This window comes from Prochlorococcus marinus str. NATL2A (genome assembly GCF_000012465.1).
Classification (GTDB): Bacteria; Cyanobacteriota; Cyanobacteriia; order PCC-6307; family Cyanobiaceae; genus Prochlorococcus_B; species Prochlorococcus_B marinus_B.
Genome location: NC_007335.2, coordinates 1,010,271 through 1,036,755, shown reverse-complemented (window position 1 = coordinate 1,036,755; position 26,485 = coordinate 1,010,271). Strand labels below are relative to the sequence as shown.

Below are 26,485 nucleotides of genomic sequence, written 5' to 3'. Positions count from 1 at the left end.
GAAAGCTTTTATTATCAGCGCAATTGAATGGCTCGTTCTTCAAACAGATAATGATCTAGACGATAAGATTCTTGCGAAGGTGAAAAGTGGAATGAAATTAGGTGTCGTTTGAGCAAATGCTTGAACATGTGGTAAATGGATTTAATACATTGACTCTATGGAAAATACATTTATGGTCTTGTTGTTGGTGACTGCAAACTATGACTGAAAAATGTGAAACGAAGTGGTCACCCACTGAAGATCAAATCGATAAAATCATTATTCCAGCAATGCAGGGAACTGCTCAGCAATACGCTAAGTATGCTAGTGAGCTCCAATGTCCTCCTGCTTTTATCGCGCTAATGCTTCGAGATATTGCTGATACTTTTGAAGAAAATGCAATTACATCCGAAAAAGGTTGTGATTGTTGTTAAAACACCTCAATTCGTTTCCAAATCAAAAGTCAGTTAGTTAATTATCCAGTTACCCCTATTAGGCATTGGTTTTGATACTTTTCCTTATTTGCCAATTAAGCACAAGTAACGAGGAATACCCGAACTTTTTTTGTACTCCTTACCTTGTTCCTCGCATTGCGACATGTTTTTCATTTCTATTTTTTCTATACCGTAGGTGCTGTTTTGAAGGATCAACCAAAAACTTTCAGCTTGTGCATTCATAGCTGTAAAAAATAAAGCTGATGTGAAAAACAGCAAATAGTGTTTCATAAATCTTCTTCAAATAACTAACTCTATCTGGAATTAAGCCCTGCTTGAGGAGGGATTTCTCTTTTTCACCCGTACTGGTTAGCCCTACCAGAACCGACCTGTAGTAATGGATAATTCTTGTTAGTTTCTTACCAATTTCTCGATTTAAACCAAAAAGATTTTAGCTATGCCAGCAATTAACAAAATTACTGCAGCTAAACTATTAGTCTTAATAAACCTTCCCGTTTTTCTTTTAATAGCAGGTGTTTACCAAATTGGCTCTGCGGTAATAGTTTAGATAACTACTTTACATAATATTTTTTATTAGTTATGGGCAAATGGACTCCGTCACAAAAGCAAAAGTCAGGTTTAATTAGCAAAACATTCGATTTCTTTATTGATGAATTAGCTGAATTGCAGGAGGAACTCGATTGCCCAGATGAATTCATATGTGATTTTCTTGAAATTGTCAAAAATCGTTGGTCACTAGATAGTTGTCATTCAAAGGCAAGACAGCATAAAAGAGATAATCCAAGCTCCTACTAAAAATGCAACATGAAAGTTGGCTTGTGAAGAAAGATCGTGTCTGGGCAATGAGGTTTTTTCAAGACAAACACTCTGATGAAGACGGAACTACATATATGAGGGTTCACTACGCTAGCTGTAGGCTTGGATTCCTACACGGTATTACTCCTCATGTTGAGTTACATGAAAGTGAGAAATTAACTTATGAAAAAGCAAGAGCCCTATGGAGGTCTTCAGTGGAAACAGAGTGGGAAGTTTCTGAGAAACCTTTATGGAAGACCCTTTAGAACTGATGAAAAAATATTTTTAGTCTAATTCTCCGTTAATTTAGATATGCACAAAAAAATTAATGAGAAATTTGAGTACATACCACTAGATGGTTTTGTATCGTGATGAACTACATGGGCTATCTATACGTAACATAATATTTTTTGTAGCAACCGCTACCAAAACGTTCAACTCGCTACATTGCGAGCCGCATTTCGATTTAAGCCAAGGAACGGGGACTTAAATCAACATTCGGAGTATGGATGATGACAACTCTTCTTTATCGTGGACAAAACTATGTCCAGCACAAAGAGCAAAAAGCACAAAAAGATTGTGTTGAGCTCACTTACAGGCGTAATCACTACAACACATGCAGAAGTGATGCTAGATCTGAGCTGAATTCCCAATTGTCTTATCGTGGTCACCGATATCTGCATTAGCTTGAAAACTATTTTTATGAGGCCCTGTTTCGCAGGGCCTTTTTTTTGCCTAAATGAATCTTCTTTCGATCAAACAGCTATTAACTTTTACAGCGTTTTCTTTTCTTAGCCCTCATAAACTTTGCAAGTAGATGCTGTTGGATGGCTTATACATTCTTTGTCCCAAAACTCTTCTCTAGTTTCATTAGGAACTGTGTAAGAGAAGTCATGCATTGTACGAATATCACTTAATGCATTTTTGATCATGTTGAAAGGAGTACTTAGTTTCATAAACCTCCATGTCGTATATGTATGTTCTAATCGATCTTGCTGATTTTATAAACCTCGGCTTTTACTCAAGTAGAATTAACTAGTACCTGAGTAAGAGATTTCAGAAAAATTTATGTCTCAAAGATTATGCTTATAGCTTTACTAAGTTGATGTTCTATAATGTGTGGCTCATATCAGCTGAAATAATCAATTGATGCGCTTATCGTCTACTTAATTGCGATGAAATGAAAACTAGGAGATTGAGCGTCAAAAAATATAATTGTCATCTAATTACCAATCTGGATAGTAGAAATCGTCTGCTACGGGCTCTTCATGGAATTGACCTACTTCAATTCCATATAGATATTTTGATATCTTGGTGAAGAAATCTTGCATTAAAAATAAAAAACGGTCTGTGCAGACTCAGACCGTTGGTGTATTACTTCCTATCTATTTAAATACATTATTCAAGTTAGTGCGATTGTAAGGAATACCCAAATAATTGATTTAATATAAACTTAGTTTGTATTAATGGGAAAGAGAACTGATAAGGAAGGTATTTCAATTATTTTTTGACTTTCAACCATCTATTAACTTTGTTTTTTAAAAAGAAACCAAAACCTAGATCAATAAAAACATATAGACATAGGGAATAGCAGAAAATCACATAGAAAATTGAGTGACATATAAATGTGTCTATAAGATTAGATGTTTTTACATCATTTCTAAGTTCTACAACACTTTCCTTAGGTGACTTGAAATCGCTTATTGAATTAGTCGCTATTGACTCCACCCATCCAAACTGAGCTAGTTCTTAATCGTTTATTTGTTGCGCTGAAGTCATAAAAAAAGAAAATTTTCAATTAATCCCCTTTTTATCGCTTTGAAATTTAAGTTCTAGGCCAATGTTACATTTTTTGGTTTTTATCTTTTTTTGCTTGAAGACGAACACATTGATACAAGTTAATTTCTGCCATTGCATCTTTGAACTGCAAGCATATTTGCTTCTGCATGATTCTTTTCTAATTTCCAAATCTTATTTGAAGTTTGTCCAATACAAACAACTTCAGCTGCATTTTTTATTCCTACTGGTACTTGAGTTAAAGCTAAGACCATTAAGGCAAAACCAGTGCCAGGGGCATGTATATTCAATCGAAAGCTTTTTAGCCAATTTTTCTTAGGCATTAATCAATTCCTTATTGATAATCCTTTATAGCTAATTTTGTTATGTATGCTTGAGTTGAATGACATAGCTTAAAAGTAAAAGACGAGTATTTAATTAAAAATGTTATTTCCGGAAATAGAACCTAACGAAAAAGGGATGTTAAATGTCAGTCCACTACATTCCATCTATTGGGAAAGAAGTGGTAATCCCAATGGTTTGTCTGTCTTAATTATTCATGGCGGCCCAGGAGGAGGTAGCAGTCCTTCTTATCGAAGATATTTTGATCCAAAAAAATTTAATATTGTTCAATTTGATCAAAGAGGATGTGGTAGATCTACTCCACATTCTGAGTTAGAGGAGAACACCACTCATCATTTAATTGAAGATATTGAAAAGATAAGACAGCTCTTGAAAATTGAGTCATGGCATGTTTTTGGAGGCTCATGGGGGTCAACCCTAAGCTTGATTTATGCCATTCAACACACAGAAAAAGTTTTAAGTCTTACTCTTAGGGGGATATTTTTATGCAGACAACACGAATTAACTTGGTTCTATCAAAAAGGTGCAAGTGAGATTTTCCCTGAAGAATTCGATCTTTATCAATCTGTCATTCCGCTAAATGAGAGAGGGAATTTGATTAATGCTTTTCATAAGAGATTAACAAGTCAAGATAGGTCTGAGAGAACTCAAGCGGCACATGCTTGGACGAGATGGGAAATGTCAACTAGCTATCTCAAGCCAAAAGAATTATCAATTAATAAAGCTACTAATGATAATTTCTCAGACTCTTTTGCGCGTATAGAATGTCATTATTTTATTAATAATATTTTTTTAGAGGAGAACTATATTCTAAAAAATATTAATAAGCTAAAAGGTATTCCTGTTTCGATTGTTCAGGGAAGATATGACGTTGTTTGTCCAATGAGAAGTGCATGGGACCTTAATAAAGCATTGCCCACTTCTAAACTTTATGTAATCGATAATGCAGGACATTCAATGAAAGAAATTGGAATTTCTAAAAGATTAATTGAATTGACAAATGAGTTAGCCAATTCTTTCTCTAATCTCTAAGCTTTAGTAGCTGTTATTAGATCTCAATAATATTTATTAAGTTTGTATGTTTTGTACTTGATTGGATGTCAATGGATTTATTTACCGATTGATAAAACTTTTACGGAAGCTAGAAAAGTATAGTTACATATTTTTATGACGAGAGCTCAATTTGCAGTGCCTCTTTTACCAAAAGGCTCGACTGCTGTGAAAATCATTGAACGAAGTTGGGGAATTGAAAGGTGTTATGTAACACCAGATGGTGAGAAGGTTTGTACTCCTGCTCCATTTTTGACAAATCACCGAAACCTAGATTGGACTTGCTTAGCTTAAAAAGTTTTAGTCAAAAATAATTTAATAACTGTTCAAATCAAATTTGGGTCTTGATATCTTTGTTTGATTTTTGGTTAATCCTTTTTCTCCTTTTGACATCTGAAAAATTGATGCAGAACCAGTTATCAGTAAAATTCCAAACATGATGGCATGATAAGGAGTAAACATTTTTTGATTTGCTTTTTAACTAGATTAGCTACCTCTACTCACAGAATTTAGTAGTGCAATTCGAATGTTTTTAGGGTAGTTTCACCCATGCATTGTCTTTTTAGGTGACCTAAAACATTAATATGAATTTAACCAAATTATGAAACTATTTACTCCATTCAGTATTCCTAAGGCAGGTATGACAGCTCTCCCTAAACGAAAAAATAAAGCTTCATCCAAAAAATCGCACTAGAATTATCATTGACATCCAATAGAATGGTGTAATTGTACTATTATCTTAGTAATGACGTGAAGCGTGACGGTTGGATTAGGGAGGCAAGTGGACTATGGATACTGCGCTTTCGGTATGACTGGGAGAGTTGGGATCAAAACCCAAAGGTTTGGATCGAGAGGGGAAGGCTTGAATCAAATGGAATCCCACTTCTTAAGAATCGCAAGAGGATGAGTAGAGGGTTGGCGAAAAAACTATGGATGGAATTATTGTCAACCGGATGGAGACGTATTGACCCGCAGTGGGATTAATAATCAAATTAATAAATCTTTGATATGATTCAAATTGATTTAGTTTGATTTCTTTTTTGAGCTAAAAAATTGAAGGGAATCAAACAGTGAGTTTATTAGACTACTAAATGTATAGATTTTGAACATCTTTTCGCTATTTAAAAGTAATTTCATTAGGTTATATTCTTAAATAAGAAAATAAGCATGACATCAGACATTGAATACTATAAACAACTTTCTAAAAAGGTAAGTACCAATCATGATAAAATTAATTTCTTTGATCAAAATCAAAAAGCATTTTATGTAGACATTTATTCTGATAGTTGGTCAAAGATGATGGAGGCATATGCTAAAGCAGAGAACCTAAGTTCAGAGCAATTAAATAAAATTGAGGAAATGAAATGGAATGAGATGCCAGAAAATCTAAAGATTTTTGCTTATGATTTTTGTATTCTTAATGGTTTTGTTTTTACTGGAGTTGGGAAGTAAATAATCTTTATCAATCCACCATTAGAAAAATTATTTTAAGCAAATATTCATGTGAATAATTTACCTCTTTACGTTCTAAGTAGATTAATTATTTTTATTTTTATTTCTTTATTAATTCGTCAGATGCTTTTAGCCTCTGGGCTCGTTGATCTCTAATTGCTATATGTAAAACTTGATTATTTGATTTTCTAGAGTGCAATTTAGTTTTTCTTTTTCGTCCTTTCGCTTTTGGGCTCAAACCCATCTTTAAAGTCAGAACCGGATTTGTTAAACCAAGCCAAGAAGGCTGCAATAGATATTCCAATTAAAGCAGCAATTCCCCATTGAGATATTTCATCCATCAGCAAAAGATTTTTCTTCCAGTGGCTGAGTAATAGTAGCAAGTCCCATCAGCCCCGATATAGAACATACGGTTTTTGTATTTTGACTTAGAAAAGTGCTCAAGCCTTCTTTCATGCATGTCAAAGTTTTTTGTATTTAACTCTGGATTCTGTTCTCTTTGTTCATTGGTTCCCTCCTCTACATTCCATGCCAACTTTCTTATGAGCCAAATTGTGGCAATAATAAAAACAATAACTAGTACATTCATTTATTTAGTAAGCAAAACATTGTTAGCAATAGTCCCTCAACTCTCTCCATTTATCGAGTCCAGCTTGAAGATTCTCCATTTGACTTTCGGAACCATTTGTTTTAAAAGCTTTAATTAACGACTCCGTAGCTTCGATTCCATAGCTAGCAGCTTCTCTTTGCCTTGCACAAACTCTGTCTCTGGATCCGTCTTTTAGGTCTGTCTCAATTTCTTTCAGTATTTTGCTTGCTTTCTCTTGTTTTTGATAAAAATCACTCAAATATAGTTCAAATTCAGACTCAGCACTGACAGGTATGACTGAGGAAAACAAGAGAACAACAAATATCAGTGATAGAAAAAATAAGCGTTTCATATTTTTATAATGGCGAACTTGCTAACCTTCACAACTTATATATATGCAATGTCATATGTGAACTCCAAGCCGGAATAAGCAAAAAATTTTTTAGAAAATTTACAAATAAAATATACTCGCTGTTATCGTTCTGTTTTCACATGTAAACCATTAAATACCTGCTCTTTTTATTGTGCTTCTCTGAAATGCTTGCAATTTGATAGTTATCTATATTTACTCACCTAATGAACTATTTCAAAAGCCCTTAAAAATGACATTTGCATTTGTGGTTAGTACTTTCATCGCTGAGTTGTTATTAGGCAGTTTAAAAAGAGACCTTTGATAAGTTTAAAAAGAACCTTTGACGTCACCATTAAGGACACTTTTTGAAAGTTAAAAGTGTTAGGTGAAAAAGATTGTCAAGTATTAAGAGACGAATATAAATAATAGCTTGAAGCTAATGAAGGGAAAAAGCACAGCCTCTGATATTTATATGAATCAGATAAAAACAATTACTTAAAAACGTTCATTAAAAAGGGGGTATTTATTACCCCTTGATAATTTGTCTGACAATAAGAAATTTACTTGCTGTTTTCGATCTCTCAAGCAGCTAATAATTCATCATCAGTTGGTAATAATTCAGGTGATGACTCATCCAATTCATCACTTCCTTTTATCTCTAAACAAATAACCTCTCCTGATTCTGGAATTGCTCCGATATTTCGCTCGGAAACTAGTTCCAGATTGGGTTCTAGTTTTACTGACGATGTGACTTCAGATAGAACAACTTGTGCTACCTCAGCTTCTTTAACAACTTGAGCCCATGGGTTTACTGTTGCTTGAAGGAAGTTCCGATTAGCTTCTGTTTTATCTCCACGAGTGATAAGTATTAAAGGAAGTGCAACGGTAAACAGACAGAAAATGGCTAGGGAGAAGTTGGCGATGGCCATTTCTTTACCAGGTTCAAATGCTGCTAGAAGCATAAAAAGAAAAGCAATTTGTATAAAAAATCACTTACTTTTTATTCTTAAGCCATACCTTCGCAAACAAACTTAATCGAAAAATTTAGTATGTTCAAAATCAATGACTTTACCTTGGTACTTTGAGTTGTTGATTTTGATGGTTTAGTTAGTGTTGTCTCTTTCTGTCATTAGACGATAAGCAAAATCATCAACTCTCTTCTTGTTGACTCCATTATCTCCAACGCCAACTCTTGATTCTGATCTGACTTGAATAATACCTTTCTCTGGAATTGCTTTGAGGAGTAAATCATCGGTATATCTTCTCCATTTTGTCTTTGCTTCAGCATGAATATATGAATCAGTCTTCTCAACTATTTTTGTTCTTGCTGTTTCAGAAACTATTTTGGTGGCTTTTTTAAAAGCATTTTCTATATCATTTACTTTAAAGTCTTCTCTCACACAGTGAGTTTTGACAACACACTCTGGAAGATCATTTGTCGTTGCATTTGCTTTATAGGGTGTAAGTGTAACAACAAATAGAATTGAGAGAATGCATGTAATAACTTGTTTAATCATCAATTTGAAAAATCTCGTAAAACTTAAACTATACAAATTAATATATCTTACGAAAAAAAATAGTGTGAATTAACTTTGGATTTTAATAATCTTGAGGATTGAAAGTTAGATCTATAAAACTAATAAGCAAAAATATGTATTAAAAACCTTTGCCAAACATAATTGAGCATATTTTTTTAACTTGCTAATTCATTTCCCCATTCTTTGTGTTTCCTATCTAAATCTATTATTGTGTTTTTCTGAGCATTAAGTATTAGCAAGCGATGAACTAGCTCGATTTTGGTTTCAGTCACCTCTTCTGAGTAAAACTTTAGAGGTTGCTCACCGAGCAAATTGTCGCCACTCATTATTTGAAAGATTTTAAATCAGTGATTTTTTAGGATGAAATAGGTCATAATCTTTGTTTTTTAACCTTTTTTTTCTTTTTGCTTTACATCTCTCTTGCTGGTTCTCCCTACCTTATCCATCCAATTGGCAATAGGGGAAGTGGTTAGATTGACCGAAGTGCAGTTTTTCTGCAAAAGCTTGATATCTACAAGCCTATTTCGCTGCCAATACTGTCTCTTAGGAAAACTCTTTTCTCAGAGTTCTGGCTTGTTCCTTCCAAATTTGTTCTACAGTCCCTGTTGATTGACCAATGCACCCTGTTTTTCATTCTGAGTTTATAGGACTTGACTGGCCCATCCTTTTTATTGGTCACATCATTATGTTTTGGTCTTTAACCAAAAGACTCGATTGGTCTTGGATTCCTTTAACTGATCACGAGAAATTATGTGGCAATAAGGGAGATGCATATCGAGCTCAAGTGAGTTCATTGGAGAGAACTTTTCAAAATAGCTAAAATTAAAATGAAATTTCTTATAGTTTTGCCAATAACCTTGAGCTTTTTGTTCCCTACAAAAATGTATGCATCAAGATCTTCTCAGGTTAATTCTGTTTGCCAAAGTTTTGCGGCTGGTAAAATAGACGCTCTGAAAACCCTAGAGGCTCTGGATTTAGATATTAATGATTACTCAATAGGCATTACCAATACTGCAAAAATATTTTGTGCGTAGTTTCTGATTTCTTTTTTTATATATATCTAATAAATGTAGTTGATTCTTAATCTTTTACTGTAAATAATTGTGCAGGAGATTATTTGATATTTATATGACAAATACGAACTTCGACATATGGAGTATGTTGTTTTTTCTTCCTCTGCTAATATTGATAACTGGATGTGGGACAAATATCGGTGGAGGAACAGCACTGCCATCTAATTTTAAATGGACCCCGCCTAATGAAGCAGATCTATACACTTGTGAAATAACAGGTGAACATGCACTGCACTGGTGTGAAAATGGATACCCTGATTTGTGTAATTGCTAATTATCTATTTCTCCTTGTTAATTATCGCTTAGCCAAATTCGCATGAATATCGCTCAAACATCGCCCTTGTATGAATATTGGAATTCTGAGCAAAACGAGAATGATGAAAAAAAGAGACTGTTAAAGCTTAATCCAAAGGAACCGGCTTCTAATCTTTTTAGTAGTGAACCATACAAGTGGGAGAATCTTTATCAAAGCGTTCTTAGAAACGTTATCGATGGAGATGAATCATCATTAAAAGGGTTGATGGTTTTATTGTCTACAATCAGTAAAAAGGAGAAAGTTATAGTCCTTAACTCTCTAGAGACTTTTTTAAATAAGCATACAATTTATAAATTGAGAAATGAAAATTATTATGATCTAAAGTCCAGTAAAAATTTTTATACTACGTTAAGAATATTCTTGACTATTTTTATCAATCCATATGAATTAGAATTAAAAAAAGAACCAAAACATCTTTATGAGAAAACTGGAATGTTTTTTTATAAACTTAGAAAGATTGTTTTATTAAATAAGTGAGACTTCAATTGCTGATGAAAGATTGCAAATCATAAAATATCAATTCCAAGAAGGATAACTAATGGAGAGAAAATTTTTCTATTAATTTTTTAAGTTTTTTAGCGCGAGAGTTTTTTTGGGGCCTTGCAGCATCAAGTATTACTGCACAACATAATTGCCATGATGAACCATCTTTTAATTTCAATTCTTTTGAAATATCAATTGGAGCAGAGGTTAAAGAAGTTATTTCATCGATATGCTCGAGTGTTTCCCACAGTTCACTCTCTAAAAAATCTAGTTCAACTTTTGAGAGGAGTTTTGTTGCTATAAAATCTTTGACTATTTCTGTAAGTTCTAAAGACATCTTTAATTTAATCTAATTGACAAATTCATAGGTTTAAAAGACATGTAGTGTGTATAAAGTTATTTTATTTTGAGGATAGCACTTTTCTAAATTATTTATTTACAAGCTGATTTTCAAATTTCATCCCTAAAGAGATAATTCAGAAAACTATGATATGAGAAAGAAACAAATTATCGAAAAACAAATGAGCCTGGAGATTACAACCGAATCCGCAAAAAAGGCACAAAAAGAAGCTGAATGGGCATATAACAAGGCTATGGAAAAGTTCTATTATTCAATGTTGGAGGTTGTTTTCTTAAGAATTAAAAGTCATCTATCTACGCAGGGGCTGCAGAAAGTGGTGGAGATAGATAAAAAAAGAGCCAACAACGAAAATCTGGGAGTTGAATTTAGTCAAAAAACTTGGTCGGTATTGGCTGAAGCATGGACAGGTGCAGAGGGCTTAGCGATGACAAAGATCGCTGAATTATATGGGCTGGGGATATCTGATTTGGACATATCCAAAATTAAAAAGCTTGATGGAAATGATGGTTCTCCAAAATGCACTACATCAAACTAACTTTGATGTACATTGAATCTGTCCTGAATTTTTTCACTGATTGATTTGAAGTTGCAACAATTAAAAAAATTCTTGAAAGAAAGAAAAAAGCTACTTAAAAAGGAATATCTTAAGGAATTTGTTGAAAAAAAAACAAACAAGCTTTGACTTGCATGGGTGGTAATTATTCCTATGTCGTATTAGTCTAGGTATATGACGTATTATGCAAAGCCAAATTATATTCAATATGATGAATGGTTCGATAACAATATTGATCCGTGCGAATTAGAGTATGAGAAGGAAAAAAAGTTTAGTGATTCTGTTCACGAGATGTTTTATAAAATGTCAAAACATAATTTAATTATCGGTGGATCGGAGTCTGTTGCAGATTTTAATAAACCTGAGAGATGTTCAGATGGTTTTTGCGCATTAACCGATGAAGAACTTAAGCAACTCTAATTAAATGACAATTAAAAAAAATTATGAATTTGGATGATCAGATATTTATTTACTTAGAAGCTTTTACTTTCTTTCTTTTGTCTATAATGTTTTTTCTTTTGTATAAAAGCAATAAGTGGTTCCAACGCTCTAGAGCATTCTCTAAAAAAGATGATTGAATTATCCCTATGAAATATTTACTACTATTACCTGTCTTTTTCGTACTAATCACTCCTTCGGAAGCTGTTACTACCCGAATGTTTAAAGTTTTAGATACTTGTGCAAGATATAGGTTGAAAGAGAAAACAGCTTTAGTCGCAATAAAAGATCTCAAACTCAAATATGAAGGTAAAGAGGAAAGTGAGGCAGAGCTATTCATCAAATTGTATTGCTCAGTTTTTACTCCAAATGAAAATGTAGATTTTTAATTTATTAATGAGTCGTTTACTTGTTCTCCAGCATTTAGCTCGCGAGCGACCTGGACTCTTTGCCAAAGTTGCGAAGGAAAGGGGGTTTACTGTTTGTACTTTTCGTTTAGATCTTGGAGACTCTCTTCCAGAACTTAGGAATGGAGATTTGCTTTTGGTGTTAGGTGGACCTATGGGTATAAGAGATTTAGGAACTTCAACTTATCCATGGCTTATTGAAGAAGTTGGTCTAATAAAAGAAGCCTTAAATCAAGATGTTGGAATAATAGGAGTATGTTTGGGAGCACAGCTTTTAGCCTATGCAGCTGGTGGTGATGTTGAAAGGCTTCAGGATGAGCTATATCATCAACCATTAGTTGAAATTGGGTGGGACAATATCTTTCCTCAATCATTAGACAATAACTGCAAACTGACAACTCTTTTAAATCATTCTTTCCCTGTCCTGCATTGGCATGGAGATAGAATCTTATTGCCTAATACTGCAGAGCTGATTGCCAGTAGTTATCGATGTAAGGAGCAATTATTTAGTATTAGTTCATTAGCTTATGGGATTCAATTTCACGTTGAGATAGACGATGATATGGTTAATACCTGGATTTTAGAAGATCAAAAATTTATTTCTTCCGCATTAGGGACTGATGGTCAATCCATTCTTAAACAACAACAAAAAGAATTTGGTCTTAAAACACTAGAATCCAGACTAGAGTTTTTAAATATATTGTTTGACCTATTAAACTGATAGGGGTTATTTAACTGATTAAAATATTCTGAAATGATCGATGACTTTACATTGGAGCAGTGCAGAAAAGATAGGGAAATTCTTCAATTAAAAATTAAAAATCTTGAGCACGGTATCAATGAAGCTGAAAAAATGATAGCTGAGTCACATATGAATGATGAAGCATTAACTTTTTTAAGAAGAAAAGTCGCAGAATCTAATCAAGATTTAGCAATTTTATATTTGATCCCATAAATTCAAGTTAGTTGAAATTGTTGTTGAAATTCGCTTTAAGATTTTCATAAAGTGAGTAAGCCGTACCCGACCGTATCTTTCATTTAGAAAATTCATACTTTACATTCATTCACATCAACGCAATCCCAGTAATGACAACTTCTTCCAACGCAGCTTCTTCTCAGGTAATCACTGAGTACGGCAAGCAAAACATCTTTGGCCGTGAAACACAGCCACAGCTTGTAGAGGACTACACCAGCTATCCAGAAGAAGCTGAGAAGACAAATGGCCGTTGGGCAATGATCGGGATGGTCAGCCTTTTGGTTTCATACTTCACAACAGGTCAAATCATTCCTGGAATTTTCTAAACCAATAACTACTAATAAGTAACTATTAAAAACAATGCAACCATCTAACAAAACAATCCTAGAAAGAAGCATCGGCAGACCAGCCATGATGGCATTCGTTCTTCTAACAGGTATCTACCTAACAACCGGTCAACTTATCCCAGGTGTTGTTTAATGAAAAACCAAACGACTGAAACTCCAAGAGTAGAAGAAGCTAAAGTCATTGCAGAAAGACTTAATGGCCTAGCTGCATCTATTGGCTGCTTAGCTCTTGTTGGTGCATATCTAACAACAGGTCAAATCATTCCAGGTTTCGTGTAATGAACAAAGAAACTAACTACTGGAAAACAGCCGAGCAAATGAATGGCCGCCTTGCGATGATGGGCTTCTTTGCGGCTGTGATTAACTACGGAATTACAGGCTGGATCATCCCAGGAATTGTATAGTCCTACCTTTCAAATCAAATAAAAAAAAGGCCTCTTCTCTGTCATTACGGAAGGGGCCTTTTTAATTGCATTAGAGTGATTATTGGGTTAATAAACACCCAACAATTAAATAAGTAGTATTGATGATTATCAACTTTATGTAGTTATTTCTATTTGATTCTTGTATCTAGAATCAATATATCTTCAACTTTGCAATTACCATTTAGCCATTCTCTAAACTCTTGAGCAATTGCCAACCTTTCCCTTTGAGGTAATTTTTGTGCTCTAACTAAGAGCAATTTCATTGAATCTGCAATTAACTCTTCAACATTTGGCTTTTCTTGCATTTACGACAATTATCTGTTTCTCTTTTAAATTATCTCTATGTTTGAATGATTACTTCAGACGTAAGGATATAAATAGAATTTACGAATACTTAACCATTAAGAAGGAAATATAAATTATTCGTTCCATAAAGTCATATCTGATTGGCCTGAGGATCTTTGCATCCATGCTACTTTCCATTTTTCATCAATCTTTTTAAAAATCGAAGTAACTGTGGGGAGGTCATCATTTTGAGTCCCTTTATAAGTAAATTTTGAGCCTAGTGTAAAAACACATATTGCAGCATTTGAACCTAAGAGTTCAAATTTGTGTACCTTTGTGATTTCTGCGCTTTCTAATACAAGATCTCCTGAGGACCACATGTTTTCAAAACCTTTTGCATCTAAGGGATTCCCACTTGGTCTTATAAACAAAAAGTCGGCGGTTGCATTGTCTAAAAAGAATGATCCCATTCTCTCTGTAGAGGCAAACGCTTCGAGTATGGAGAGGATTTCTTCTTTAGAAGACATTTATCAATTAAATACAATAAAATTAGGATTACATATTTGCTCAATATTGGATGATTCTTTGGTCATCTTTTCTTGTTGTACTAACAATAAGAATTAACCCTTCCGACCGTGACAAAAATAATAACTGAGTTTAACTAGAACATTTAGGCAGCAGCTTCCGAAAAATCATTTGGGAATAGAGATATGATTTCACCTTTTGGTGTCTTATACACTCTTTCTACAATTTCGCCTTCACTAATGACTACTTTAGTATTCATTGATCCGGAGGGTAATGTCTTAATAGCTGGTACAAGAGCTTCTTTTAAATCTGGGAACTGTTCCAAATCACGGAAGTCTTTAATTTTTTTCATAGCAACCATTACTAAGTAAGTCGAAGTTATTCTTTCCTTTTAACTAACTTTTCTCCACTCGTAAAGAGCTTTTACTGCCAATCATCTCTTTATAGGACTAATGTAAAAATTGTATCAATAGATTAAAGTAATGCCTGAATTTTATAATCCATCTAACGGCCACAAAGTAGTCGTTATCAACTGGAAAGTGTTTTTAGGTGCCTTCCTTTTTGGACCTATCTTCTTTCTATGTGTTGGTGAAATAGGACATGCCTTGGCAAATTTTGCAGTGGGATTATTTTTGTGGTCTTTCTTTTTAGGGTGGATCGTTTGGATTGGATATGCAGTTGTTAGTCCAAAAATAGTGAGAGAAAAATGGTTAAAACGCGGTTATAAAAAGGAATAATTTTTTTAGGTTTGTCCTAAAGGTCGTTTCCATAGTTGCCAGATTGGTTGTAGGTAATGTCTACAATCAACACCATTGCAATACTCAGAAGTAGTAATCAAAATATTATTTGAGGTGGTTGAAATGGCTAACTTAACTAATTAAAAATTAACCAGCGATTGATCAATTGAGTTGTCAATAAGTGTCAAGTACACTGATGAACTGAGAAAACCCTCCCCCGCCACTTCAGTGTCTCTGTTAATTGCCTATATCGGATTTTTTCTCATCTTCAATCATGTGTGCTTGTTAATTTCTACTTCTTTTTCTAATAATTGATTCTGTTTTAGAGATATTATATTTATATATTTTTTTTGACCTATACATAATTATGAATGTTTTTCCAAAGAAAATAATGCTTTTAGGTAGTGGAGAATTGGGGAAAGAGGTAGCAATAGCAGCAAAGAGATTAGGTTGTTATGTTATTGCATGTGATAGGTACAATGATGCTCCAGCAATGCAAATAGCTGATCAATTTAATGTATTTAATATGAATAACGGTAGTGAATTAAAAGAAGTGATATATAAATGTAATCCTGATATTATTATTCCTGAAATTGAGGCTCTTGCAGTTGATGTACTAAAGGAAATCGAACAAAAGATAACAGTAATACCCAACTCAAGAGCTACTGCAATAACAATGAATAGAGATAAAATTAGAGATTTGGCTTCTAACGAATTAAATATAAGAACTGCAAAATTTAGTTATGCGGTTAATCAATCTGAGCTTGATTTGCATGCAGAGACGATTGGGTATCCTTTATTAATTAAGCCAGTCATGAGTTCTTCGGGTAAAGGGCAAAGCTTAGTTAAAAATAAGAATGATTTAGCACAGGCTTGGAATTTGGCTATTGAAAAATCAAGAGGTAAATCAAATAAAATCATATTAGAAGAATTTATTGATTTTGATTTGGAAATTACTTTATTAACTATTAGACAATCTAATGGTAAGACATTATTTTGTGCTCCTATAGGACATGAGCAAAAAAATGGAGATTATCAATGTAGTTGGCAACCAGCTGAATTAACTGAAAGTGTCTTAGAGAAGGCTCAACAGATTGCCAAACGTGTTACCGATAATCTTGGTGGAGTAGGTTTGTTTGGAGTTGAATTTTTTATTAAGGGTGAGGAGGTGATTTTTTCAGAGCTATCACCAAGACCGCATGACACAGGCTTAGTAACTTTGATTAGCCAAAATTTAAATGAGTTTGAATTACACCTTAGAGCTGTTTTAGGTATCCCAATCCCAGAAATAGTTTGCCATGAAGCTTCTGCAAGTAGAGTGATTTTGGCTTCCATGGAAACCACAGACGTTGCTTTTACGGGACTTGAGCAAGCCTTAAGCCAATCGAATACAAATGTATTCATGTTTGGCAAGCCGAGCTCAACGGAAGGTCGTCGAATGGGAGTAGCCGTAGCAAAGGCTGAAACAATCGACGAGGCAAGAATTAAAGCCGACAATGCAGCGCAATCAGTCCAATTCATAAATGAATAATATGAATTCAGGTTGTTTATCTGATTTCAATAGGTGCAAGTCGATTTGGTTTCTATTTTTGACTGAGTTGAATTGGAATCCTAATGCAATCAACCCTCTCGAGTTGGTTCCTGAATCTTTTTGGCCTGAAGTTACTGATCTGTTAATTGAAGCTCAATATATAGGGCAAAGCAGGAATTATTACCTCAGAGAGTCTGATAAATATATGGATTATTTAAGTAAGGGTGGTAGGCCGTTTAAATTGGATTGAAAAATTATTCATAGTACTGATAACTTCATACACTTTCTTTTGTTTCCTATTCAATTTCCTATAGATACTAGAGTGTTAACTTATTTAATTGATGTTACTTAAAAGACAAAATTAAAATAGATCTATGGGGATTGAGGATCCAAAGCTTCGTTTGTTCGTTCTTCTTTTGATTAATCTAATAGTGATATTAGTACTTAGAAATTGGGTTCTTAATAATGAGGCGTTTGTATGGTTACTAAATGGTCTACCTTCTTGAAGTGGTATGGAATCATTTGATTCGATTTTTCAAGATTATGTTAAATCTGGATTTTTGCAGTTATTTTCTCTGATCATTTTTGCCTTTTTAGGACCTTTTTTCTTGGTGCTTTAATAACTTCTGTAAAAAGAGGAATCAAGGAGGAAGGTTGGTTTAAGTTTAAGAAAGAAAAAGAGGAGGATAAATAGTTAACTTATCTTCCTGATTCAAGGCTCCTTTCTAGTAAGAAATGCAACTATTTCGGTTAATACTACAAAATTCACTGTTTTATGTATCACTAGGAACATCGTTTCAGGAAGATTTCTGTTATTTTTAATACACGTTCAGCTGAAAACAAAGCTGCAGTAAGACTCGAGACATGGAACGGGGTCTTGGGCACTACGGGAAAGAGCAATGACTGTTCTTACTTACAGAGGAAAAGAGTACCTTCAACATAAAGAAGCTACTCCAAAAGAAGTTGTAGAACTTAGTTACAGAAGTAACGTCTACAAATCAAGGCAAGCAGATGCTAAAAAGCAGGTGCAAGCATCCTTAACTTACAGAGGTAATACATACCAAAAGTAATTTGAAGGTGTTTAAAAAAGAGGGGGGCATTGATTGCCCCCCTCTTTTTTGTCTTTATTTTTCTACGAATATCCATCTGTTGATGAGTTTTGGTTGTACGTATTTTTGCTTGAGTTTTATTGCTCTGGTTTTATGGGTGGTATCCGATGTAGAAATAAAAATGACTCCGAAATAATCATGATGATTACTCAACGGTCATGGCCTAGCTGCAAGCTTCCTAAAACTCAAAAGGCACTTGAAGCTATTTATTCAATGCTCTGGAAAAGACCCAAAGTTTTTAGATGGTATTACAGGTCAAACTAATAGCTTTTATTCTAGGTAACCCGTACACGCAACTCACCTAAATGTTGTTGAGAATATTATTCGATATATAAAAAATGAATGCAACGATTATTTAGGCCTAACAGTACTTTGTTAGCTTTGTTTATGTTTTTACCAATTACACCGAGTATTGCTGCTATTACTGTTTTTACTCAGTCAGTATTAAATGATAGGAGTACTGAGGTCACGTCTATTTCTCATCATGCTAAGCGAGTGATTGATGCTACGAGAAACTAATAACTAGTTTTCTTCTTGAGCTAGTGGTGGGGTTTCTTTAGTATGAATTTTTCCATTAAAGCTTTTTTTAAGTCATATTAATTTTTGTTTTATTTTGGTTTAAATACTCTTTACGACAAGAGTTTATTAGGTTAAAAGTCGTTCGTACAGTTATCTAATACTATGGTTTTAACGAAAAAGTTTAAGGCCTTTGATGACTCAATTTTTGAGCTGCACCCTGATTTAAAAGATGTTCTTAAACCTAATGATCAGTACCCAGAGCTAAAGCATATTCTAAAAAACAAATCTGCAAATTTACCTGCTGGATCCTTGAATACGAAATTAATTATGATTGATGGAGAAATTATCGAACGCGTGTTTAAGACACCCATGGGACAAGTAGTCTCCATATTCTCAAAACCTACTAAAGTAGTTCTTGATCAAGTTGCTTAACAAGTAATTCTTGTACAAACCCTAGTTTTTTTGAGCTAAGATTCAAGTAGGGTTACTTAAACTTTTTTATTTTTTCATTTCTCTAGTCAGATTGCCACGGAAATCTCGTTATGGCGTACACCTTAGTTAATATCTTCTAGAAAAAATCATGGAAATAGCTCAAGCAATTAAAAAACGAAGGACAATTCATATCTTTTCAAACAAAAGTGTGCCAAGAGAAGTAATTGAAAAGTCGATAGTTGCAGCTAATCAAGCGCCTTGTCATAGAAGGACTTTCCCATGGCGCTTTACCAACATTGGGATGAAAAAACGGGAACTTTTATATCAACTACAGCTGACTCTAAAGTTTGGTGAAAAGCCAATAGATGATTCTAATTTAAAAAAGATAAGAGACAAATTTTTAAACCCTTCCCATTTGCTTATTGCTACTCAAGTATGTACGGATAATCAAGTTCAAAAACTCGAAGATTATGCTGCTTGTGCCTGCGCTATTCAAAACTTGTCGCTTTCACTAGTAGCTGATGATGTTGGTTGCAAGTGGTCAACAGGAAAGATTACTACTGATCCTAATACCTATCAAATCGCAGAGATAAATCCAAGTGAAGAGGAAATTGTTGGTTTTATATGGATTGGATATGGAACTAAGCCGCCTTTAATCAAAAGGCCTTTAATTAGTACTATTTATAGAGAGAGGGATTAACTTGATTTAACTCATAGAAGAAAGATAATGAAACTGATAAGGAAGTGTCGATGCCACACTGTATACAATAAGCATCATTCCTGCTTTATCTAAACGTTTCATTTTTAAAGATCGATAGATGTCAACTTAATCGAAGATTCTTTTTTGCGTGGGTATTTTAGGTAGAGAGAACTAGACATCACTGAGTAATAAATTTATTAAAAAAAGACCACAAGGACGATAAACTTTTTGTGATGATCAATATGTGAACTCATAGAAAATATGACAGACTCTAAATCAGGTCTTAGTCCCTGTCTTAACCCTCTGAATTGCGTTTTTTTTCAGAAAGAATTTGAGGATGTTGAAAAGACATTTGATCAACTTGTCACGATTGCTCAGAATATTCCTAGAACCAATGTTTTAGAGAGTAATGAAAATTATTGGAAAGCCGTTTGTCGTAGTTTGATTTTCAGATTTCCAGATGACTTGGAGATTTTAAAAATCGGTAAGAAGATTCAAATTAAATCGGCATCAAGATATGGTGGTGGAGATCTTGGAGTTAATGGAACTAGAGTGGGAAAATTATTAACTGCTTTAGAAAAATTAAATAGTTAGCTACCAAAACTTTCATAAAACAGTCAATTTGTTGTCGTTGGTAAATATCCTAGTTATTTTTAAATAGCCGTATTAATAAAATGAACAGAGCACAAAAATATTTTTTACATCTTCCTGAGGGGACTCATTTTGAAAAAATCGTTGATACAGAATATGGAAAAGAGAATATCTATGTAAGCCCAGACGGCAAAAAACATTCAATACCTATGATTCCAGATACGATTTTATAAGAACCTTCAACATGGGAAAATTAGCAGTTTGGACAATTGTTTATCCATCTTGTAATTTTTGTTCCTTCATAGATATGACCAGAGGCTTCAACAATAGGCTTTGTTTCAGGACTGGTGAAAATATTATATAAAACATTCTCTGGTCCTTCAAACATAACAGTTGCTCTTTTAGAGTCTCCCATAGATTCACCGATATAAAAAGTTTTGACACCCATCTCTTTAAACATCGCCTGCTGCTTTGGGGCATTCATATGAGTGCAATACTCTGAAAAAGTATTGCTAAGCTTGAAGTCTAAAACAGTTATTTCTGTTGCCATGGATCAGTAAGTGAATAGTAGAGGATATATATGTCTACCATTTTACTTAACTTTCTAAAGCTTTGTTGTCTTCTATCACATCGTATGGGGAGTATATTATCTTGTTTTTTTATCTATGCCGTTAGCATCTTGGATATCTTGTAAAAGACCTTTTGTAGCTTGGTGAAAACCATTTTTCTCTAAAAAGGTTTGAGCTTCATCAAACTTTTGTTGAATTTTTCTTATGTATGGAGTCATCTCATTTGGAGATAAAGTCATTTTTGTTTAATCTTCTATTTCAATATTGCTCTTTTTACAAAATGGTCTGAAGTGGCAATTACTACAAAAAAAAATAATAGTAATAACTACTCACTCGATTAATCGAGAAGGCTAGTACTTTTGCGTATTGCATTAGCAGCTTCTAACGATATAACTAAATAAAGTTGCATTGTGACATTGTTTATCTTTAAGCGCCTAAGCAACAGGTTTTCACTGAAAAAGATTGACAACAACAAATGTTATTCAAGATGCGAAATGGATCCTTTACCTAATGAGATTTATCAAGACATTGTTGATTTTCAATCCGATGTGAATAGACCTATAGATATTTCTATTTATAGGGAATTCAAAAAGGAAGCTGCATAAGCTCCTTTCTTGACTTTTTGCTTCTTATTTTCTTTGATGCCACTTATCTATTAACAGGTTAAAATTTTTAACTTTGCAATTTTGTTGAATAAAGCGAATTGATTTTTCCTTGAGTTATTGAATGACTGTAAAGTAGAGAGAAAGAAGTATTTAAATTTTATTGATGGATAACTTGAAAGCAAGGTCATTGGCTAGTGAATTAAATGAATTAGCGTGTAAAGGATGCACTGAGGGATGGCTAGAGAAACACGATGGACTATCTGATCCAATTCAAGACATTAATGAGTGTGAATCTCTTGGATTTATTACGCTTGAACGAAAAGAGCGATTAATTAATGAAGTCAAAGAGATTAATTCTGAGAATTAAATAATATGGATAAAAACAAAGGAAATGGCCCTAGTAAATTTGCTGTTCCTCCTTTCGCTTCAGATGATGAGATATGGATTAAAATCCTTGAAGTTTTGACACCCTCTGAACAGTTAGAGGCTAGCCGTTCAAAATCTGAGTTCAATGATCCATATATGGGTGGTAAAGAGATAATTGTTAAACGCTCTGATAACTCCGACATAGCTGTTGCTTTGCTTTCTGAGGTCAGTTCTTTTGGTGATGAATGGGCAATATATAGAGAATTTTAAATGGATTCTTATTCATTAATCGCTTTACTGACCCTTGTCTTATCACTTTTGACTCTGGTTTTGCTTTCCCAGTTATTTAGAAATTTAGTTAGAAAGCAAATTGATGATCAAATGAAAGATATGATTCCGATAAAATCTATTAGAGATAGAATAGGAATAAGAATAAAGTTGAGAAAGTAGCAATAAAGTTATTTGAATTTTGATTCATGCATCAGTATTTCTTATGCTTATAAGTTAGTAAGTAATACCGATAGAAAAAAATAAAAAGAAAGGATAGATTACCCCTAATTGTAGGAGACATTTATGAATACGATTGATGCTAAAAAAATGTCCCAAGCACAAGTTGATCCAATTGAAGATTATCTTGAGTGTGTTACATACTGCTCTATATCTAGCAGTGCAGAAGAGAACGACTGCCAAACAATATGCATGGAAAGGCATTTGAAAAGCTCATATTTTTAGACTTTTTCAAAAAACAACACTAGAGAATCTTACAGCTATTGCAATGGTTCAATCAGTTTTTAGATTCTCAATACGAGGCCTAAATACACAGATTTATCCTGTGAATAATTATGGTAGAAAAGTCTGTGAATAATCTAGTTGGGATAAGTTCACTAGCTATGAGTGTCGCTTCATTTGCTCTAAATATTTCCATGTTTAATAAATGGGTTTAATACCTCTAGCTAATCCAACAATGTTATTTATGAAGTGAAAAGAGTAAAAGTCTTGAATAATCTTTTATGAAAATTTAATTTTATGTTGTGGTAGTGACAAAAGGTTTAAATACTTATGAAAAAAATTGTCAAAATTGCCATCCTAAATTAGATCATATTTAAAAATTTTGGCTCATCCCATATCTTGGTATTGGCTTGTTGGCTTTTTTCTATGGATGGTTCATAACGTTTTAGTACTTAATCGTAAAGTCAACATTGATAAAGAACGTCATATCTCAAAGCGTTTCAATGCAATCTCAAGACTTTATCCAGAAGGTACGTTCATTCCATATAGGCAATAAATAATTAGTTAATTTTAAATTAAGTTCAGTCCTTCCTTTATTGATCTAATAATGGGGGGGCTTAGAAGTCTCTTGAGGGAAATATTCTTCAGTTTCATTTTCATATTTATCACCTTTCTTTTTGAAGTATTCCTCTGATGGATCAAAACCATCGTTATCTGGATTGAATTTATCTTTCATTATTTAAAAATGCTTTCTTGTTATATATGCTTTAGCAAGATTAGTAGATGTGTCAAACTGCTTTATCCAGCCATCCCATTGCAAATAATTCCTGCTTTGGCCATTGAAAGTAAGACAAATTGGTGAAAACTTGGAACAGCTTTGTCTAAGGCGATAAGAAATATAAGCAATGACATTGATGTCATTGAAAGATATTGCATCCAATGAATACCTGCTTTATCAAGTCCATTTTTATCAAAACTTGTACTAGTCATTTCATTAAAGCTTTGGTCGGTGACCTTAACGCAAAAATTTATTTTATGCTAGTTATTTCTTTTTTTTGATTGATGCCTTTACAAAATAAGTCAACTTTAGTTAGATGAAATTTCTATGTTTCTAAGTACCTCTTCGCCTTTTTCGAAGATCGTTTTAGCGTAATCAGTCCATTTCCCCTGTCCCCAGTAACGGAAGCAGCTAGTTTCTAATAGCAAAAGGTAAAGGAGTGCTTTTTGATAACTATGCGTTTTTGTTAGCGATGGATTTTGAGCTACTAAATGGTCAAATGTTTCGTGAAAATATGAACTAAGTTTTGAAATTGGTTCTAAAACGTTATTGTATCCATCTTCCCAACTTAAGTCGTTAGTCCAGCTAGCTCCACTCAAAGAAAAAGATTGATCTTCCTCTTTTAATACTTCAATTGCTTTTTTAAATTTTGTTGGTGTTATTGGTCCGGATATTTTCCCCCATATTTTGTGTTGATCGATTGCTTGTATCACTGGATAGGTATCTTCATCTACATTTGAAGTCTCTAGGAAGTTGAGGTATTCAGATCCGTTCATAGCAATTGTGGGACTTATATTTGTTTTTGGGCCAATTCTTTTATACGCCTGAATAAAAGCTTGAGGAAATTCGTTCATCATTACTCCGCCATTTTCTCCATCAGCAATTTGGGAAACCAGCTTCGGAATAATATGTTGACCTAAATGTTGTTTACATAGTCCTAGTGCCTCGTAATAAGGTTGCATTTGACCAACAAGCTTTGTATCTGACCCTTGAGTTTTTATTAGTGAAAGTATAGAGATCGTATCTCCATTACTTGCTTGAGCTTTGAGCATGTTGGGAATATATTTTTGATCGTCTCTGAGACTTGAGCCATCTATATTCTGAACACTGTGTTCTTGAACCATTACCCATCGATACCCACATTCTTTAAGAGCTTTTATTAATTGAAAAAGAACATCAGGATGGTTTGGAAGATGCATCTCAGGAAGAGAAAATCCATTTACTCGAAGTAATGCATCTTCTCCGAACAATGCTGAAAAGTGATGTTGCCAAGCTGTTATCTGTAATTTAAAGTCAGAGGGTGGTGTTGAAGAAGCTACAGCATGACTCCAAAAGGTTCCTAGCCATTCAACATGTGGATGAACTGTCTCATCACAGGTCAGTAGTTTTAACGAGGAAAGAATATCCTCGCGACCCATCTGTTCAATCCCCCATAGAAGATTTCCAGAATAATCAAGCATTATTTTCGGATCATATCCATCTTTTATCAGGCTTGGAATGATTTCAGCTAGACGTTTATAGCATTGAGCAAATGGTTCGGCATTGTGATTATCTCCTTCTGAGGTGTGCTCAAACATATATTGCAAATGTGAAATGAGCTCTCCATTCTTACCTGCTGGAATTGTGGGTTGATGCATATGGAGGGCACATGCAAATCCTGAATTAACATTCTCAAAATTTAAATTTTCCTTGAATTGTCTACTATTCCTCTCCTTATTTACTAATTCGTTAATTGCAAATTCAAATCCACATATCGATGGAAAGTCTTTGTTCTTCATATTGTTGTGGTTATATACTTAAGTTATCCACCCACCTCAAAGGGCATTTATGTAATTAATCAAATTATAAACAGTAAAAATATTTTTTCATGGCTTTAATTTTTTTTTACTGTTCGTTTTCTTGAGAAATATTTTTATTACGTCAGTTGCCCAGTATTACTTTAGAAATAAGAAATATCTACGTTTGTATGCTTTCCTGATAATGCTAATAAACACTAATTGATTGCAATAGAAAATTTATCTTTCCAGGCTTAAAGCCAGGGTTAAGTTCTCCTGGTCTGCCGAATTTGGAATGTAGTAATTGAAATTGGCTTATAGAGTCTGATTTGAATTTAATTGGTAAAGAGATTTTTTTTGCAAGAACAGTTGGTTCAAGACTTTCAAAAGGAACTTTGATTATGGTTGTCCCAAATCTTTTTGTATCTATTTCTGCTACCCATCTGAGCCCACCAGGTGACTTATTTAAGAAAAATTCTTTTAAGCCTAAAATTCCGTACTTACAGGAAACTCCAAATTTTAAAGTTCGACCTTTACCTTCAATTTTTAATTCAAAACCTTGATAACTCGATAAATTTAGAAGTGGTGTAAATATTGGAGATTTGCAACTAACAAAACCCCCTTTTTCCTCAACTACAACCCCTTCTAAGGAGAGGCCTTTTGAGGAGGCTCTACAAACTGCCTTGCTTGAGCCACCCATAATAGTGTCGTTCAATGAAAACCAATCATCAAAGTCACTGGATGAAACGACTTTTTCTAGCTCAGGCATTTTTATCAACGATTTTTTTAACTCTATAAAATTTTTTTATGAATCATGAGTTCGAAAATGTAGATTTCACCAGATAAAGAAATTTATCTCTGAAGTGCATTAAAAGATCTTTAAGGCTCTTGGATGTCTTTTTACTGACCTACTAAGGCTAATTGAGGGGTTTCTGATATTTAATTATTCGCTTGTGTTGGCTTAGAGATTTATCCAGTGAAGGTCAATCATTAAAGAGAAGGTAACTCGGAGAGGATCGATTTGTGGAGCATTCAGTATCCCAAAAGCTGGCTACTTTGCCGCCTTCCCAAAGATTAATCATTGTTTCTAATTCCTTGATTCTTTCTCTAGCGATATCAATTTTTTCAAGGACATTTGATGAAGTTTCTTTCTTCATGATTTTCCTCGCTACTAATATTATTTAAATACTAAATTGATCCTAAATCTATCTTTGGTTGAAATAGAACGAATTACAAAAATTACCAACATTGTTTGTCTCAGCTTTAAGACCTGTTTTATTTGCAATCATTTTGATCTTCTCGTTCTTTTCCTTTAATGAATAGTCATTCTGATTAAGGTACATTGTGTAGTATTCCCTGCATAAATTTGAAAGCTCTTTCTCTCTGGAAAAGGGGATACGACCAACAGCTATCACAATCAGAGCAAGAGCAATTACTCCTGTAAAAGCTTTATTGAGTGAGTTGGCCATTTGATTTGTATTTTCACGTTATCTAGCAACCATAGGC

General features: G+C 33.7%; 56 protein-coding genes. 35 read left to right on the top strand and 21 right to left on the bottom strand.

The window, feature by feature from the left end; all coding sequences use genetic code 11:
* Positions 1-200: 200 nt before the first annotated feature.
* A complete protein-coding gene (locus tag PMN2A_RS05690) occupies positions 201-413 on the top strand; it encodes a hypothetical protein (protein WP_011294626.1) in 213 nt (70 codons plus the stop codon).
* An 84-nt stretch (positions 414-497) separates the two neighbouring features.
* Here PMN2A_RS05690 and PMN2A_RS05685 read toward each other — a convergent pair whose 3' ends face one another.
* Entirely contained in the window at positions 498-704 is a 207-nt protein-coding gene (locus PMN2A_RS05685) for a hypothetical protein (protein WP_011294625.1), read from the bottom strand.
* A 309-nt stretch (positions 705-1,013) separates the two neighbouring features.
* Between PMN2A_RS05685 and PMN2A_RS05680 the strand changes: the two genes are divergently transcribed.
* The 3 genes from PMN2A_RS05680 (at position 1,014) to PMN2A_RS10115 (ending at position 1,915) form a co-directional block, all read left to right on the top strand.
* Positions 1,014-1,229 (top strand): hypothetical protein, encoded by a 216-nt coding sequence (locus tag PMN2A_RS05680; protein WP_011294624.1) that lies wholly within the window; start codon positions 1,014-1,016, stop codon positions 1,227-1,229.
* Positions 1,230-1,231: 2 nt separating this feature from the next.
* Positions 1,232-1,495, top strand: a complete 264-nt coding sequence (locus PMN2A_RS05675) for a DUF1651 domain-containing protein (RefSeq protein ID WP_011294623.1) — start codon at positions 1,232-1,234, stop codon at positions 1,493-1,495.
* 243 nt (positions 1,496-1,738) lie between these two features.
* Positions 1,739-1,915: a DUF4278 domain-containing protein gene (locus tag PMN2A_RS10115; RefSeq protein ID WP_343222718.1), complete on the top strand. Its 177-nt coding sequence runs from the start codon at positions 1,739-1,741 to the stop codon at positions 1,913-1,915.
* A gap of 105 nt (positions 1,916-2,020) precedes the next feature.
* Here PMN2A_RS10115 and PMN2A_RS10655 read toward each other — a convergent pair whose 3' ends face one another.
* Both PMN2A_RS10655 and PMN2A_RS05670 read right to left on the bottom strand, forming a co-directional pair.
* A complete protein-coding gene (locus tag PMN2A_RS10655) occupies positions 2,021-2,185 on the bottom strand; it encodes a hypothetical protein (RefSeq protein WP_011294622.1) in 165 nt (54 codons plus the stop codon).
* 942 nt (positions 2,186-3,127) lie between these two features.
* Positions 3,128-3,349: a hypothetical protein gene (locus tag PMN2A_RS05670; RefSeq protein ID WP_011294621.1), complete on the bottom strand. Its 222-nt coding sequence runs from the start codon at positions 3,347-3,349 to the stop codon at positions 3,128-3,130.
* Positions 3,350-3,449: 100 nt separating this feature from the next.
* Between PMN2A_RS05670 and pip the strand changes: the two genes are divergently transcribed.
* The 4 genes from pip (at position 3,450) to PMN2A_RS05655 (ending at position 5,870) form a co-directional block, all read left to right on the top strand.
* Complete coding sequence (gene pip / locus PMN2A_RS05665) at positions 3,450-4,400, top strand: prolyl aminopeptidase (RefSeq protein WP_011294620.1); 951 nt, start codon at positions 3,450-3,452, stop codon at positions 4,398-4,400.
* Positions 4,401-4,535: 135 nt separating this feature from the next.
* On the top strand, positions 4,536-4,712 hold the full coding sequence (locus PMN2A_RS10650) for a hypothetical protein (protein ID WP_011295204.1): 177 nt from the start codon (positions 4,536-4,538) through the stop codon (positions 4,710-4,712).
* A gap of 456 nt (positions 4,713-5,168) precedes the next feature.
* Complete coding sequence (locus tag PMN2A_RS05660) at positions 5,169-5,402, top strand: DUF1651 domain-containing protein (RefSeq protein ID WP_041710987.1); 234 nt, start codon at positions 5,169-5,171, stop codon at positions 5,400-5,402.
* A 183-nt stretch (positions 5,403-5,585) separates the two neighbouring features.
* Positions 5,586-5,870 (top strand): hypothetical protein, encoded by a 285-nt coding sequence (locus PMN2A_RS05655; RefSeq protein ID WP_011294618.1) that lies wholly within the window; start codon positions 5,586-5,588, stop codon positions 5,868-5,870.
* Between the two features lie 200 nt (positions 5,871-6,070).
* Here PMN2A_RS05655 and PMN2A_RS10645 read toward each other — a convergent pair whose 3' ends face one another.
* The 6 genes from PMN2A_RS10645 to PMN2A_RS10640 all read right to left on the bottom strand — a co-directional run bounded on the left by PMN2A_RS10645 (position 6,071) and on the right by PMN2A_RS10640 (position 8,675).
* Positions 6,071-6,211, bottom strand: a complete 141-nt coding sequence (locus PMN2A_RS10645; protein WP_011295145.1) for a hypothetical protein — start codon at positions 6,209-6,211, stop codon at positions 6,071-6,073.
* Positions 6,211-6,459, bottom strand: a complete 249-nt coding sequence (locus tag PMN2A_RS05645; RefSeq protein ID WP_011294617.1) for a hypothetical protein — start codon at positions 6,457-6,459, stop codon at positions 6,211-6,213. The genes PMN2A_RS10645 and PMN2A_RS05645 overlap by 1 nt, the downstream gene beginning before the upstream one ends.
* A 22-nt stretch (positions 6,460-6,481) precedes the next feature.
* Positions 6,482-6,811 (bottom strand): hypothetical protein, encoded by a 330-nt coding sequence (locus tag PMN2A_RS05640; protein ID WP_011294616.1) that lies wholly within the window; start codon positions 6,809-6,811, stop codon positions 6,482-6,484.
* 581 nt (positions 6,812-7,392) lie between these two features.
* Positions 7,393-7,773, bottom strand: coding sequence for a hypothetical protein (locus PMN2A_RS05635; protein ID WP_011294615.1), 381 nt, complete (start codon positions 7,771-7,773; stop codon positions 7,393-7,395).
* 141 nt (positions 7,774-7,914) lie between these two features.
* The gene (locus tag PMN2A_RS05630) at positions 7,915-8,328 is read right to left on the bottom strand and encodes a DUF1499 domain-containing protein (protein ID WP_011294614.1); all 414 of its coding nucleotides are present in this window, start codon (positions 8,326-8,328) and stop codon (positions 7,915-7,917) included.
* Between the two features lie 176 nt (positions 8,329-8,504).
* Positions 8,505-8,675: a hypothetical protein gene (locus PMN2A_RS10640; RefSeq protein WP_011295099.1), complete on the bottom strand. Its 171-nt coding sequence runs from the start codon at positions 8,673-8,675 to the stop codon at positions 8,505-8,507.
* A gap of 290 nt (positions 8,676-8,965) precedes the next feature.
* Between PMN2A_RS10640 and PMN2A_RS05625 the strand changes: the two genes are divergently transcribed.
* The 4 genes from PMN2A_RS05625 (at position 8,966) to PMN2A_RS05610 (ending at position 10,215) form a co-directional block, all read left to right on the top strand.
* Complete coding sequence (locus PMN2A_RS05625) at positions 8,966-9,169, top strand: hypothetical protein (RefSeq protein WP_011295015.1); 204 nt, start codon at positions 8,966-8,968, stop codon at positions 9,167-9,169.
* Between the two features lie 7 nt (positions 9,170-9,176).
* Positions 9,177-9,383 carry a hypothetical protein gene (locus PMN2A_RS05620; RefSeq protein WP_011295176.1) on the top strand — a complete coding sequence of 69 codons (207 nt, stop codon included), beginning with the start codon at positions 9,177-9,179 and terminating at the stop codon, positions 9,381-9,383.
* 94 nt (positions 9,384-9,477) lie between these two features.
* Positions 9,478-9,696: a hypothetical protein gene (locus tag PMN2A_RS05615; protein ID WP_011295078.1), complete on the top strand. Its 219-nt coding sequence runs from the start codon at positions 9,478-9,480 to the stop codon at positions 9,694-9,696.
* Between the two features lie 42 nt (positions 9,697-9,738).
* The gene (locus tag PMN2A_RS05610; RefSeq protein ID WP_011294613.1) at positions 9,739-10,215 is read left to right on the top strand and encodes a hypothetical protein; all 477 of its coding nucleotides are present in this window, start codon (positions 9,739-9,741) and stop codon (positions 10,213-10,215) included.
* A 58-nt stretch (positions 10,216-10,273) separates the two neighbouring features.
* Here the strand turns inward: PMN2A_RS05610 and PMN2A_RS05605 are convergent, their stop codons facing one another.
* Entirely contained in the window at positions 10,274-10,558 is a 285-nt protein-coding gene (locus tag PMN2A_RS05605) for a hypothetical protein (RefSeq protein WP_011294612.1), read from the bottom strand.
* Positions 10,559-10,712: 154 nt separating this feature from the next.
* On the opposite strand from PMN2A_RS05605, the gene PMN2A_RS05600 reads away from it, so the two are divergent.
* The 9 genes from PMN2A_RS05600 (at position 10,713) to PMN2A_RS05560 (ending at position 13,707) form a co-directional block, all read left to right on the top strand.
* On the top strand, positions 10,713-11,117 hold the full coding sequence (locus PMN2A_RS05600; protein ID WP_011294611.1) for a hypothetical protein: 405 nt from the start codon (positions 10,713-10,715) through the stop codon (positions 11,115-11,117).
* 192 nt (positions 11,118-11,309) lie between these two features.
* Complete coding sequence (locus PMN2A_RS05595; RefSeq protein WP_011294610.1) at positions 11,310-11,555, top strand: hypothetical protein; 246 nt, start codon at positions 11,310-11,312, stop codon at positions 11,553-11,555.
* Between the two features lie 167 nt (positions 11,556-11,722).
* Complete coding sequence (locus tag PMN2A_RS05590) at positions 11,723-11,962, top strand: hypothetical protein (protein WP_011294609.1); 240 nt, start codon at positions 11,723-11,725, stop codon at positions 11,960-11,962.
* Between the two features lie 7 nt (positions 11,963-11,969).
* Positions 11,970-12,701, top strand: coding sequence for a type 1 glutamine amidotransferase (locus PMN2A_RS05585; protein WP_011294608.1), 732 nt, complete (start codon positions 11,970-11,972; stop codon positions 12,699-12,701).
* A gap of 33 nt (positions 12,702-12,734) precedes the next feature.
* Positions 12,735-12,935: a hypothetical protein gene (locus PMN2A_RS05580; protein WP_011294607.1), complete on the top strand. Its 201-nt coding sequence runs from the start codon at positions 12,735-12,737 to the stop codon at positions 12,933-12,935.
* A 131-nt stretch (positions 12,936-13,066) separates the two neighbouring features.
* Entirely contained in the window at positions 13,067-13,282 is a 216-nt protein-coding gene (locus PMN2A_RS05575; protein ID WP_011294349.1) for a high light inducible protein, read from the top strand.
* Positions 13,283-13,316: 34 nt separating this feature from the next.
* Positions 13,317-13,436: a high light inducible protein gene (locus tag PMN2A_RS05570; protein ID WP_011294968.1), complete on the top strand. Its 120-nt coding sequence runs from the start codon at positions 13,317-13,319 to the stop codon at positions 13,434-13,436.
* Positions 13,436-13,582 carry a high light inducible protein gene (locus PMN2A_RS05565; protein ID WP_011294606.1) on the top strand — a complete coding sequence of 49 codons (147 nt, stop codon included), beginning with the start codon at positions 13,436-13,438 and terminating at the stop codon, positions 13,580-13,582. Before PMN2A_RS05570 ends, PMN2A_RS05565 begins: the two co-directional genes overlap by 1 nt.
* On the top strand, positions 13,582-13,707 hold the full coding sequence (locus PMN2A_RS05560; RefSeq protein ID WP_011294605.1) for a chlorophyll a/b-binding protein: 126 nt from the start codon (positions 13,582-13,584) through the stop codon (positions 13,705-13,707). The genes PMN2A_RS05565 and PMN2A_RS05560 overlap by 1 nt, the downstream gene beginning before the upstream one ends.
* 149 nt (positions 13,708-13,856) lie before the next feature.
* On the opposite strand, the gene PMN2A_RS10635 is transcribed toward PMN2A_RS05560, so the two are convergent.
* From PMN2A_RS10635 to PMN2A_RS05550, 3 genes are all read right to left on the bottom strand, one after another.
* Positions 13,857-14,033, bottom strand: coding sequence for a hypothetical protein (locus PMN2A_RS10635; RefSeq protein ID WP_011294604.1), 177 nt, complete (start codon positions 14,031-14,033; stop codon positions 13,857-13,859).
* A gap of 114 nt (positions 14,034-14,147) precedes the next feature.
* Positions 14,148-14,540 (bottom strand): DUF3804 family protein, encoded by a 393-nt coding sequence (locus tag PMN2A_RS05555; RefSeq protein WP_011294603.1) that lies wholly within the window; start codon positions 14,538-14,540, stop codon positions 14,148-14,150.
* A gap of 143 nt (positions 14,541-14,683) precedes the next feature.
* A complete protein-coding gene (locus PMN2A_RS05550) occupies positions 14,684-14,899 on the bottom strand; it encodes a hypothetical protein (protein ID WP_011295153.1) in 216 nt (71 codons plus the stop codon).
* Between the two features lie 121 nt (positions 14,900-15,020).
* Between PMN2A_RS05550 and PMN2A_RS05545 the strand changes: the two genes are divergently transcribed.
* From PMN2A_RS05545 to PMN2A_RS10625, 10 genes are all read left to right on the top strand, one after another.
* The gene (locus tag PMN2A_RS05545) at positions 15,021-15,275 is read left to right on the top strand and encodes a hypothetical protein (RefSeq protein WP_011294602.1); all 255 of its coding nucleotides are present in this window, start codon (positions 15,021-15,023) and stop codon (positions 15,273-15,275) included.
* 367 nt (positions 15,276-15,642) lie between these two features.
* Entirely contained in the window at positions 15,643-16,806 is a 1,164-nt protein-coding gene (purT, locus tag PMN2A_RS05540; RefSeq protein ID WP_011294601.1) for a formate-dependent phosphoribosylglycinamide formyltransferase, read from the top strand.
* A gap of 58 nt (positions 16,807-16,864) precedes the next feature.
* The gene (locus PMN2A_RS05535; RefSeq protein WP_225866288.1) at positions 16,865-17,056 is read left to right on the top strand and encodes a hypothetical protein; all 192 of its coding nucleotides are present in this window, start codon (positions 16,865-16,867) and stop codon (positions 17,054-17,056) included.
* A 649-nt stretch (positions 17,057-17,705) separates the two neighbouring features.
* Positions 17,706-17,876: a DUF4278 domain-containing protein gene (locus tag PMN2A_RS10105; RefSeq protein WP_011294599.1), complete on the top strand. Its 171-nt coding sequence runs from the start codon at positions 17,706-17,708 to the stop codon at positions 17,874-17,876.
* Positions 17,877-17,924: 48 nt separating this feature from the next.
* Positions 17,925-18,179, top strand: coding sequence for a hypothetical protein (locus PMN2A_RS10100; protein ID WP_225866287.1), 255 nt, complete (start codon positions 17,925-17,927; stop codon positions 18,177-18,179).
* Positions 18,180-18,257: 78 nt separating this feature from the next.
* Entirely contained in the window at positions 18,258-18,434 is a 177-nt protein-coding gene (locus PMN2A_RS10630) for a hypothetical protein (RefSeq protein ID WP_181414044.1), read from the top strand.
* 162 nt (positions 18,435-18,596) lie between these two features.
* On the top strand, positions 18,597-18,866 hold the full coding sequence (locus tag PMN2A_RS05530; protein ID WP_011294597.1) for a hypothetical protein: 270 nt from the start codon (positions 18,597-18,599) through the stop codon (positions 18,864-18,866).
* 148 nt (positions 18,867-19,014) lie between these two features.
* Positions 19,015-19,566: a nitroreductase family protein gene (locus PMN2A_RS05525; RefSeq protein WP_011294596.1), complete on the top strand. Its 552-nt coding sequence runs from the start codon at positions 19,015-19,017 to the stop codon at positions 19,564-19,566.
* A 261-nt stretch (positions 19,567-19,827) separates the two neighbouring features.
* Positions 19,828-20,160 carry a DUF1499 domain-containing protein gene (locus tag PMN2A_RS05520; RefSeq protein WP_011294595.1) on the top strand — a complete coding sequence of 111 codons (333 nt, stop codon included), beginning with the start codon at positions 19,828-19,830 and terminating at the stop codon, positions 20,158-20,160.
* A gap of 80 nt (positions 20,161-20,240) precedes the next feature.
* Complete coding sequence (locus PMN2A_RS10625; RefSeq protein WP_011295068.1) at positions 20,241-20,390, top strand: hypothetical protein; 150 nt, start codon at positions 20,241-20,243, stop codon at positions 20,388-20,390.
* Positions 20,391-20,410: 20 nt separating this feature from the next.
* On the opposite strand, the gene PMN2A_RS05515 is transcribed toward PMN2A_RS10625, so the two are convergent.
* A complete protein-coding gene (locus PMN2A_RS05515; RefSeq protein WP_011294594.1) occupies positions 20,411-20,707 on the bottom strand; it encodes a DUF3764 family protein in 297 nt (98 codons plus the stop codon).
* 96 nt (positions 20,708-20,803) lie between these two features.
* Complete coding sequence (locus PMN2A_RS10620; RefSeq protein WP_011295041.1) at positions 20,804-20,965, bottom strand: hypothetical protein; 162 nt, start codon at positions 20,963-20,965, stop codon at positions 20,804-20,806.
* Positions 20,966-21,494: 529 nt separating this feature from the next.
* Here PMN2A_RS10620 and PMN2A_RS05510 point away from each other — a divergent pair.
* The 4 genes from PMN2A_RS05510 (at position 21,495) to PMN2A_RS10615 (ending at position 22,982) form a co-directional block, all read left to right on the top strand.
* Positions 21,495-21,698 (top strand): hypothetical protein, encoded by a 204-nt coding sequence (locus PMN2A_RS05510; RefSeq protein ID WP_225866286.1) that lies wholly within the window; start codon positions 21,495-21,497, stop codon positions 21,696-21,698.
* 5 nt (positions 21,699-21,703) lie between these two features.
* Complete coding sequence (locus tag PMN2A_RS05505) at positions 21,704-21,967, top strand: hypothetical protein (RefSeq protein ID WP_011294593.1); 264 nt, start codon at positions 21,704-21,706, stop codon at positions 21,965-21,967.
* A gap of 327 nt (positions 21,968-22,294) precedes the next feature.
* Complete coding sequence (locus PMN2A_RS11025; RefSeq protein ID WP_258365392.1) at positions 22,295-22,429, top strand: hypothetical protein; 135 nt, start codon at positions 22,295-22,297, stop codon at positions 22,427-22,429.
* A gap of 379 nt (positions 22,430-22,808) precedes the next feature.
* Positions 22,809-22,982 carry a hypothetical protein gene (locus tag PMN2A_RS10615; RefSeq protein ID WP_187146434.1) on the top strand — a complete coding sequence of 58 codons (174 nt, stop codon included), beginning with the start codon at positions 22,809-22,811 and terminating at the stop codon, positions 22,980-22,982.
* A 45-nt stretch (positions 22,983-23,027) separates the two neighbouring features.
* Here PMN2A_RS10615 and PMN2A_RS11020 read toward each other — a convergent pair whose 3' ends face one another.
* The 6 genes from PMN2A_RS11020 to PMN2A_RS05480 all read right to left on the bottom strand — a co-directional run bounded on the left by PMN2A_RS11020 (position 23,028) and on the right by PMN2A_RS05480 (position 26,448).
* Positions 23,028-23,162, bottom strand: a complete 135-nt coding sequence (locus PMN2A_RS11020; protein WP_011295216.1) for a hypothetical protein — start codon at positions 23,160-23,162, stop codon at positions 23,028-23,030.
* A 62-nt stretch (positions 23,163-23,224) separates the two neighbouring features.
* Complete coding sequence (locus PMN2A_RS05495) at positions 23,225-23,416, bottom strand: hypothetical protein (RefSeq protein ID WP_011294591.1); 192 nt, start codon at positions 23,414-23,416, stop codon at positions 23,225-23,227.
* 96 nt (positions 23,417-23,512) lie between these two features.
* Positions 23,513-24,982, bottom strand: coding sequence for a hypothetical protein (locus tag PMN2A_RS05490; protein WP_011294590.1), 1,470 nt, complete (start codon positions 24,980-24,982; stop codon positions 23,513-23,515).
* A 205-nt stretch (positions 24,983-25,187) separates the two neighbouring features.
* Positions 25,188-25,748 carry a CIA30 family protein gene (locus tag PMN2A_RS05485; protein WP_011294589.1) on the bottom strand — a complete coding sequence of 187 codons (561 nt, stop codon included), beginning with the start codon at positions 25,746-25,748 and terminating at the stop codon, positions 25,188-25,190.
* 214 nt (positions 25,749-25,962) lie between these two features.
* Positions 25,963-26,136 carry a hypothetical protein gene (locus PMN2A_RS10610; RefSeq protein ID WP_011295130.1) on the bottom strand — a complete coding sequence of 58 codons (174 nt, stop codon included), beginning with the start codon at positions 26,134-26,136 and terminating at the stop codon, positions 25,963-25,965.
* 48 nt (positions 26,137-26,184) lie between these two features.
* The gene (locus PMN2A_RS05480) at positions 26,185-26,448 is read right to left on the bottom strand and encodes a hypothetical protein (protein WP_011294588.1); all 264 of its coding nucleotides are present in this window, start codon (positions 26,446-26,448) and stop codon (positions 26,185-26,187) included.
* Positions 26,449-26,485 lie beyond the last annotated feature (37 nt).